Origin of the sequence: Pseudomonas sp. Sample_21 (assembly GCF_004307525.1) — a bacterium.
In the GTDB taxonomy this organism is placed as follows: domain Bacteria; phylum Pseudomonadota; class Gammaproteobacteria; order Pseudomonadales; family Pseudomonadaceae; genus Aquipseudomonas; species Aquipseudomonas atacamensis.
In genome coordinates this window covers 1-7,411 of sequence record NZ_RCNZ01000055.1, presented here as the reverse complement: position 1 = coordinate 7,411, position 7,411 = coordinate 1, and the positions used below count along the sequence as shown (strand labels likewise).

Below are 7,411 nucleotides of genomic sequence, written 5' to 3'. Positions count from 1 at the left end.
CGGTGCCGGCGAACAGCGAAACCATTTCCGGGTAACCGATACCGGCCGCCAGCGAAGAGTTCTTCGCCAGGTTCAGGTATTGGCTGGTCAGCGGCGGAATGATCACGCGCAGGGCTTGCGGGATGATCACCTTGCGCAGGGTCGGGCCGTTGCGCAGGCCGAGGGAACGCGCGGCTTCGGTCTGGCCGTGGCTGACCGACTTGATCCCGGAACGCACGATCTCGGCGATGAACGCTGCGGTGTACACGGTGAGCGCCAGGGTCAATGCCAGCAGTTCCGGGATCAACACCCAGCCGCCGACGAAGTTGAAGCCCTTGAGCTCGGGCATTTCCCAGTGCAGCGGAGCGCCGAAGATCAGCGCGCACAGGGTCGGGATCACCAGCGCAATTGCCAGGCCGGTCCAGAACTTGTGGAACGGTACGCCGGTTTCTTCGAAACGCTTGTTGGCCCAGCGGCACATCAGCACGATGCCGACAATGGCCAGGACGATGCTGATCACGAACGCCCAGAAGCCGTCGGCAGCGAGTGCAGCCGGCATATTCAGGCCACGGCTGCTGACGAAGAAGGTGTCGCCGAAGTTGTGGCTGTTGCGCGGCCCCGGCATGGTCAGGAACACCGCGAAGTACCAGAACAGGATCTGCAGCAGCGGCGGAATGTTGCGGAATACTTCCACATACACCGTCGCCAGTTTGGCGATGATCCAGTTCTGCGACAGCCGCGCCACGCCAACGATGAAACCGAGAATCGTCGCCAGGATCACGCCGATAAAGGTCACCAACAGGGTGTTGAGCAGGCCGATGACAAACACCCGCGCGTAACTGTCCGCTTCGGTGTAGTCGATCAGGGTTTGAGCGATGCCGAATCCGGCACTGCGCTCCAGAAAGCTGAAGCCGGAGGTGATGCCCCGGTGCTGAAGGTTGGTTTGCGTATTGTCGAACAGGTACCAGCCAAGCGAGACCACCGCCACAACGGTGATGATCTGGAATAGCCACGCACGCACTCGTGGATCGCTGAGGCTGAGCCTCTGCTTTGGTGCGCCGATTGAATTTTGCATGAAGTGCCCCGGAAGAAATGGAACAAGAACATCACCCGGCGGTTGGCCCGCCGGGCGATAGAACCATTAGCGCACTGGTGGTGCGTACTGAATGCCGCCGTTGTTCCACAGGGCGTTCAGGCCACGGTCGATTTCCAGCGGAGTGCTCTTGCCGAGGTTTTTCTCGAAGATTTCGCCGTAGTTGCCGACTTGCTTGACGATCTGCACAACCCAGTCTTTCGGCAGTTTCAGGTCTTTGCCGTACTCGCCGTCAGCGCCGAGCATACGGGCCACGTCCGGGTTCTTGGTGGACTTGGCTTCAGCTTCGACATTCTTCGAAGTGATGCCGGCTTCTTCGGCATTGAGCAGCGCATAGCCGACCCAACGCACGATCGCCAGCCACTCGTCGTCGCCGTTACGTACGACCGGGCCCAATGGTTCCTTGGAAATGGTTTCCGGCAGCACCACGTAGTCCTTCGGCGAGGCCAGCTTGCTGCGCTGGGCGAACAGCTGGGACTTGTCGGAGGTCAGCACGTCGCAACGACCGGATTCCAGCGACTTGGCGCTTTCATCGGAGGTGTCGAAGGTGATCGGGGTGTATTTCAGACCGTTGCCACGGAAGTAGTCGGAAACGTTCAGTTCGGTGGTGGTACCGGCCTGGATGCAGATGGTCGCGCCGTCGAGCTCTTTGGCACTTTTCACGCCCAGCTTGTTGTTCACCAGGAAGCCGATGCCGTCGTAGTAGGTGATGAAGCCCGGGAATTTCAGGCCCATGCCCGCGTCACGGGAACTGGTCATGGTGGTGTTGCGCGACAGGATGTCGATCTCGCCGGATTGCAGCGCGGTGAAGCGCTCCTTGGCGTTCAACTGGCTGAACTTGACCTTGTTGGCGTCGCCGAAAACGGCTGCGGCCACAGCGCGGCAGACGTCAGCATCGATGCCGAGAATCTTGCCGGTCGCATCCGGTACCGAGAAGCCCGGCAGACCGTCGCTCACGCCACACTGCACGAAACCTTTTTTCTGTACCGCATCCAGGGTTGCACCCGCCTGAGCGAACCCGCTGACGCCGAGTACTGCTGCAGCAGTCACGACCGCCAGAGTGGATTTCAACATCTTCATTCAAACCTCCAGTTTTGCTCTTGTTGTGTCGGAGCTTGAGTCCTGTCGCACCCTTTTGAGGCGTTGTTGACCCGTGTTGGCTTTTTTTGGGGTCAACCGACGTAAGACCTTCGCTATGAGTCTAGTAGGAGAAAATCCACATCATGGATCACTCACTTCTCACCAATCGGCCGAACGGGCTGTAGCCCTTTCACGTTCGCTAAGCCCGTAGCGGCCATTGGCGAACATCCATCACCGGATTCGTTGCTATCCCATCGCGCGACTGACACTGATAGTGTTACCGCCGCGCAACGGATGCTTCGTACGCAAAGCTCCATAGCAAACGCCGTACCACACCGCTTGCGAAAGTGATTGCGCGACACGTCAATAGCTAAACTTGTACCCTTGCGACATCTTGTTAACGGATCAACCGGGCGCGCCCTTCAATCACGCACTCAATGAGAGCGCCCGCACATTTTTGGAGCAGACATGACCGAGCCCTTGATTCTTCAGCCTGTTAAGCCCGCAGACGCCTGCGTGATCTGGCTGCACGGCCTCGGCGCCGACCGTTACGACTTCCTGCCGGTGGCCGAGGCGTTGCAGGAAAGTCTGTTGAGCACGCGCTTTGTGCTGCCGCAGGCACCGACCCGTCCAGTGACGATAAATGGCGGATATGCCATGCCCAGCTGGTACGACATCAAGGCCATGAGCCCGGCCCGGGCGATCGATCGCGACGAACTGGAAGCTTCGGCAGAGCGCATCATCGAGCTGATCAAAAACCAGCGCGCCAGCGGAATAGACGCCTCGCGGATTTTCCTTGCCGGGTTTTCGCAAGGCGGCGCGGTGGTATTGCATACCGCGTTCCTTAAATGGCAGGGACCGCTGGGCGGGGTGCTGGCGTTGTCGACGTACGCACCGACATTCAGCGATGAACTAGAGTTATCCGCCAGTCAGCAGCGTATTCCGGTGCTGTGTCTGCACGGTCAGTTCGATGGCGTGGTGCAGAACTCGATGGGGCGCACTGCCTATGAGCATTTGGTGAAGCATGGTGTCACCGTGACATGGCAGGAATACCCAATGGAGCACGAAGTGTTACCTGAAGAGATTCGCGACGTCGGCGTCTGGCTGAGCGAACGCCTGCGCTGATTTGCGAGCAATGTCCGCCCATTGATCCCTCCTACTACGCCGCGCCCGATTCTTGCATTACACTGGCCGGCGTACATTCCTTAACCAACTGATGAGATGACCGTGCTCAAAGCACTCAAGAAGATGTTCGGTAAAAGCGAGGCTGAGCAGCTCGCGCCAGTTCCCAGTGCGCCGTCGCACGCCCCCGGTCATCGCACCGATGCCCCGCAGGCCGACCGCCCCGCTCCCGCAGCCGCACCGAAGCCAGAAGAAATACCCGCTGCGCCAGCGCCAATTGCCGTAGAGCCTGCACCCAGCGAAGCGCCGAAACCGGCCAGGCCACGTCGCGAACCGAAGCCCAAGGCACCGGTCATTCCGTGGAAACTCGAAGACTTCGTCGTCGAGCCGCAGGAAGGCAAAACCCGCTTTCACGATTTCAAGCTTGCTCCGGAACTGATGCACGCCATCCAGGACCTGGGCTTTCCGTACTGCACGCCGATCCAGGCGCAGGTGCTGGGTTTCACCCTCGCCGGCAAAGACGCCATTGGCCGCGCGCAGACCGGCACCGGCAAGACCGCCGCGTTCCTGATCTCGATCATCACCCAGTTGCTGCAGACGCCGCCGCCGAAAGAGCGCTACATGGGCGAACCGCGCGCGCTGATCATCGCGCCGACCCGTGAGCTGGTGGTGCAGATCGCCAAGGACGCCGCTGACCTGACCAAGTACACCGGCCTCAACGTCATGACCTTCGTCGGCGGCATGGACTTCGACAAACAGCTCAAGCACCTCGAAGCGCGGCATTGCGACATCCTCGTCGCCACGCCTGGCCGCTTGCTCGACTTCAACCAGCGCGGCGATGTGCACCTGGACATGGTTGAAGTGATGGTGCTGGACGAAGCCGACCGCATGCTCGACATGGGTTTCATCCCGCAGGTACGGCAGATCATTCGCCAGACCCCGCCGAAGTCCGAACGCCAGACTTTGCTGTTCTCCGCAACCTTCACCGAAGACGTGATGAATCTGGCCAAGCAATGGACCACCGACCCGGCCATCGTCGAAATCGAAATCACCAACGTCGCCAACGAGAACGTCGAGCAGCACATCTACGCCGTGGCCGCTGCCGACAAATACAAACTGCTCTATAACCTCGTCAACGACAACGGTTGGGAGCGGGTCATCGTGTTTGCCAACCGCAAGGACGAAGTACGCCGCATCGAAGAGCGTCTGGTGCGTGACGGCATCAACGCCGCGCAGCTGTCCGGCGACGTACCGCAGCACAAGCGCATCAAGACTCTGGAAGGTTTCCGCGAAGGCAAGATTCGCGTGCTGGTGGCCACCGATGTCGCCGGTCGCGGCATCCACATCGACGGCATCAGCCACGTGATCAACTTCACCCTGCCGGAAGTGCCGGACGACTACGTGCACCGCATCGGCCGTACCGGTCGCGCAGGCGCTGACGGTGTGTCGATCAGCTTTGCCGGCGAGGACGATTCCTACCAGTTGCCGTCGATCGAAGAAAAACTTGGTCGCAAGATCAGCTGCGAAACCCCGCCGACGCATCTGCTGCGTGCGGTTGAGCGCAAGCGTCCGCAGTAAGCCCCGCTATATGAGAAAGCGCAGCCGGCAACGGACTGCGCTTTTTTTATGCCCGATGGTTGCTCGCCAGAACTAAAAGTCCATAATGGAAAAATAAGTTTAGTTTCGGAGCGCGAAATGTCCAGTACGCCCTATGTGATCGATCAAGCCCAGGCCCATGAGCTATTGGCGCGTATCGATGTTCCGCAAATCCTGCGCAAGCTGTTCCGCGATCTGGCGGCCGGTAACGCCGTGCAGCCGGCGCAGCAATTGGTCGAGTTCCCGCAGGGCGCCGGCGACTTCATCAATTATCTGGGCGTGCTGGCCGAGGATGGCGTGTACGGAGTGAAGACTTCGCCGTACATCGTCCGTGAGCAGGGTGCGCTGGTGACGGCATGGACATTGTTGATGTCGATGAAAACCGGCCAGCCGCTGCTGCTCTGTGATGCCGGCGAACTGACCACCGTGCGCACCGCCGCGACCACGGCAGTGGCGGTCGACGCCCTCGCCCCGTTGGACGCCCAGCGACTGGCAATCATCGGCAGCGGCAAGGTCGCTCAGGCGCATCTGCATTACGCCAAGGCGCTGCGCGACTGGCAGAGCATCAGCCTGTATTCGCCATCGCTGCTGGAAGATGCGGAAACACAGACTGTGTTGAAGTCCATCGCGCCGTCACTGAAGAGTGCCGACAGCCGCGAGACCGCCATCTCCGATGCTGACGTGATCATGCTCTGCACCTCGTCTGCCGGGCCGGTGATCGATCCGGCGCAACTGCACAAACCGGCGCTGATCACCTCGATCAGCACCAACGCCCCGCGCGCCCATGAAGTACCGCCGCAAAGCCTCAACGACATGCAGGTGTTCTGCGACTATCGTCTGACCACGCCGGGTTCGGCAGGTGAGATGCTGATTGCCGCCGAACAGCATGGCTGGAGCAAGGATTCGATTGTTGGCGACCTCGCCGACTTGCTCAGCGAAAAAGTGCAGCGCCCGGATTACCAGCGGCATGTGTTTTTCCGTTCGATCGGTCTGGGCCTGGAAGACATTGCCCTCGCCAATGCGGTTTATCACTTAACCCACTAACGCCAAAAATCCCTGTGGAAGCGAGCCTGCTCGCGAATGCGGTCTGACATTCACCGAAGATGTCGACTGATACACCGCTTTCGCGAGCAGGCTCGCTCCCACAAGGGACTAGCGAACGCCTTGATATTGCGTACCCACTGGAGACCTACATGAACCACGCAGATTTCATCATCATCGGCGGCGGGATTGCCGGCGCTTCTACCGGGTTCTGGCTGGCGCCGCACGGCAAAGTGATCGTGCTCGAGCGTGAAACCCATCCCGGCTATCACTCCACCGGTCGCTCCGCCGCGCTGTACACCGCCGCCTACGGCACCGCACAGGTCCGCGCACTGACTCAGGCGAGCCGCGCGTTTCTCGACAGTCCTCCGAGCGGTTTTTGCGAGCACCCACTGCTGACCCCGCGCGGCGAAATGACCGTCGACTTCATCGGTGATCCCGCCGAACTGAACAATCAATACCTCAGCGCCAAAGCCACCGTGCCGCAGATGCAACTGCTCAGCGCCGACGAAGCCTGCGCGCGTCTGCCGATCCTGCGCCGGGAAAAAGTCCACGGCGCGATCTACGACCCATCGGCCTGCGACATCGACACCGACGCGCTGCATCAAGGCTACCTGCGCGGCATCCGGCGCAACCACGGCGAAGTGCGCACCGATTGCGAAGTGCTCGGCTTGAGCCGCGATGCCGATGGCGTGTGGATCGTGCAGACCAATGGCGAGACGTTCAGCGCACCGGTGATCATCAACGCCGCCGGCGCCTGGGCCGACCGGATCGGCGCGCTGGCCGGCGCGCAGCCGCTGGGGCTGCAAGCGAAACGCCGCGCCGCATTTATCTTTGCCGGCCCAGAAGGCGTGGACACTCATCATTGGCCAATGCTGGTCAGCCTCGACGAATCCTTCTACATGAAGCCCGACGCCGGCATGTTCCTCGGCTCGCCGGCCAACGCCGATCCGGTCGAACCGCACGATGTGCAGCCGGAAGAACTCGACATCGCCATGGGCATTTATCAGATCGAAGAGGCCACCACGCTGACCATCCGCCGTCCGACCCGCACCTGGGCCGGTCTGCGCAGTTTCGTTGCCGACGGTGATTTGCTCAGCGGCTTTGATTCGCAGGTGCCAGGGCTGTTCTGGGTCGCCGCGCAGGGCGGTTACGGCATTCAGACGTCGCCGGCGATGGGGCAGGCCAGTGCGGCGCTGGTGCGCGACGAGCCGCTTCCCGAGCACCTGCATCAATTCGGTCTGGACAGCGCCATGCTCTCCCCGGCCCGACTGGCTTGATCGCATCGACTCGTCCAAAAGATTGCGGCACACTCGCAGCGCCCCGGCACAAGGGGCGCTGACGCTGCCTGGAGCTCCACTGTCATGACTGCCCCCGAATTCGACCCGGCGCTGGATAACTTCCGCGCCATCGCCGACGCCATTGCCACGCTGTTCTTCCCCCACGCCGAGGTGGTGCTGCACGACCTGCGCACGCAGAAGGTCGACTACATCGCCAACA

The 7,411-nt window shown here is 61.0% G+C and carries 7 protein-coding genes; 5 read left to right on the top strand and 2 right to left on the bottom strand.

Annotated features, from left to right (window positions below):
- Window positions 1-1,054, bottom strand: a 1,054-nt coding sequence (locus tag D8U71_RS07800; protein WP_130887541.1) for an amino acid ABC transporter permease, incomplete at its 3' end; no start/stop codon positions are given.
- A gap of 66 nt (window positions 1,055-1,120) precedes the next feature.
- Window positions 1,121-2,152, bottom strand: a complete 1,032-nt coding sequence (locus tag D8U71_RS07795) for an amino acid ABC transporter substrate-binding protein (RefSeq protein WP_016771583.1) — start codon at window positions 2,150-2,152, stop codon at window positions 1,121-1,123.
- A gap of 468 nt (window positions 2,153-2,620) precedes the next feature.
- Between D8U71_RS07795 and D8U71_RS07790 the strand changes: the two genes are divergently transcribed.
- From D8U71_RS07790 to D8U71_RS07770, 5 genes are all read left to right on the top strand, one after another.
- Complete coding sequence (locus D8U71_RS07790; protein WP_130887540.1) at window positions 2,621-3,277, top strand: alpha/beta fold hydrolase; 657 nt, start codon at window positions 2,621-2,623, stop codon at window positions 3,275-3,277.
- A 96-nt stretch (window positions 3,278-3,373) separates the two neighbouring features.
- The gene (rhlB, locus tag D8U71_RS07785) at window positions 3,374-4,852 is read left to right on the top strand and encodes an ATP-dependent RNA helicase RhlB (RefSeq protein WP_016771585.1); all 1,479 of its coding nucleotides are present in this window, start codon (window positions 3,374-3,376) and stop codon (window positions 4,850-4,852) included.
- A 117-nt stretch (window positions 4,853-4,969) separates the two neighbouring features.
- Window positions 4,970-5,914, top strand: a complete 945-nt coding sequence (locus D8U71_RS07780; protein WP_130887539.1) for an ornithine cyclodeaminase family protein — start codon at window positions 4,970-4,972, stop codon at window positions 5,912-5,914.
- Window positions 5,915-6,063: 149 nt separating this feature from the next.
- Complete coding sequence (locus D8U71_RS07775) at window positions 6,064-7,191, top strand: FAD-binding oxidoreductase (protein WP_130887538.1); 1,128 nt, start codon at window positions 6,064-6,066, stop codon at window positions 7,189-7,191.
- A gap of 84 nt (window positions 7,192-7,275) precedes the next feature.
- Window positions 7,276-7,411: PAS domain-containing protein (locus tag D8U71_RS07770; protein WP_177434887.1), on the top strand; the 136-nt coding region annotated here is incomplete at its 3' end.

What these genes read in the sequence shown, in the direction of transcription:
- D8U71_RS07790 (WP_130887540.1), top strand. Translation starts at nt 2,621, where the DNA reads ATGACCGAGCCCTTGATTCTTCAGCCTGTTAAGCCCGCAGACGCCTGC.
- rhlB (WP_016771585.1), top strand. Translation starts at nt 3,374, where the DNA reads ATGACCGTGCTCAAAGCACTCAAGAAGATGTTCGGTAAAAGCGAGGCT.
- D8U71_RS07780 (WP_130887539.1), top strand. Translation starts at nt 4,970, where the DNA reads ATGTCCAGTACGCCCTATGTGATCGATCAAGCCCAGGCCCATGAGCTA.
- D8U71_RS07775 (WP_130887538.1), top strand. Translation starts at nt 6,064, where the DNA reads ATGAACCACGCAGATTTCATCATCATCGGCGGCGGGATTGCCGGCGCT.
- D8U71_RS07795 (WP_016771583.1), bottom strand. Translation starts at nt 2,152, where the DNA reads ATGAAGATGTTGAAATCCACTCTGGCGGTCGTGACTGCTGCAGCAGTA.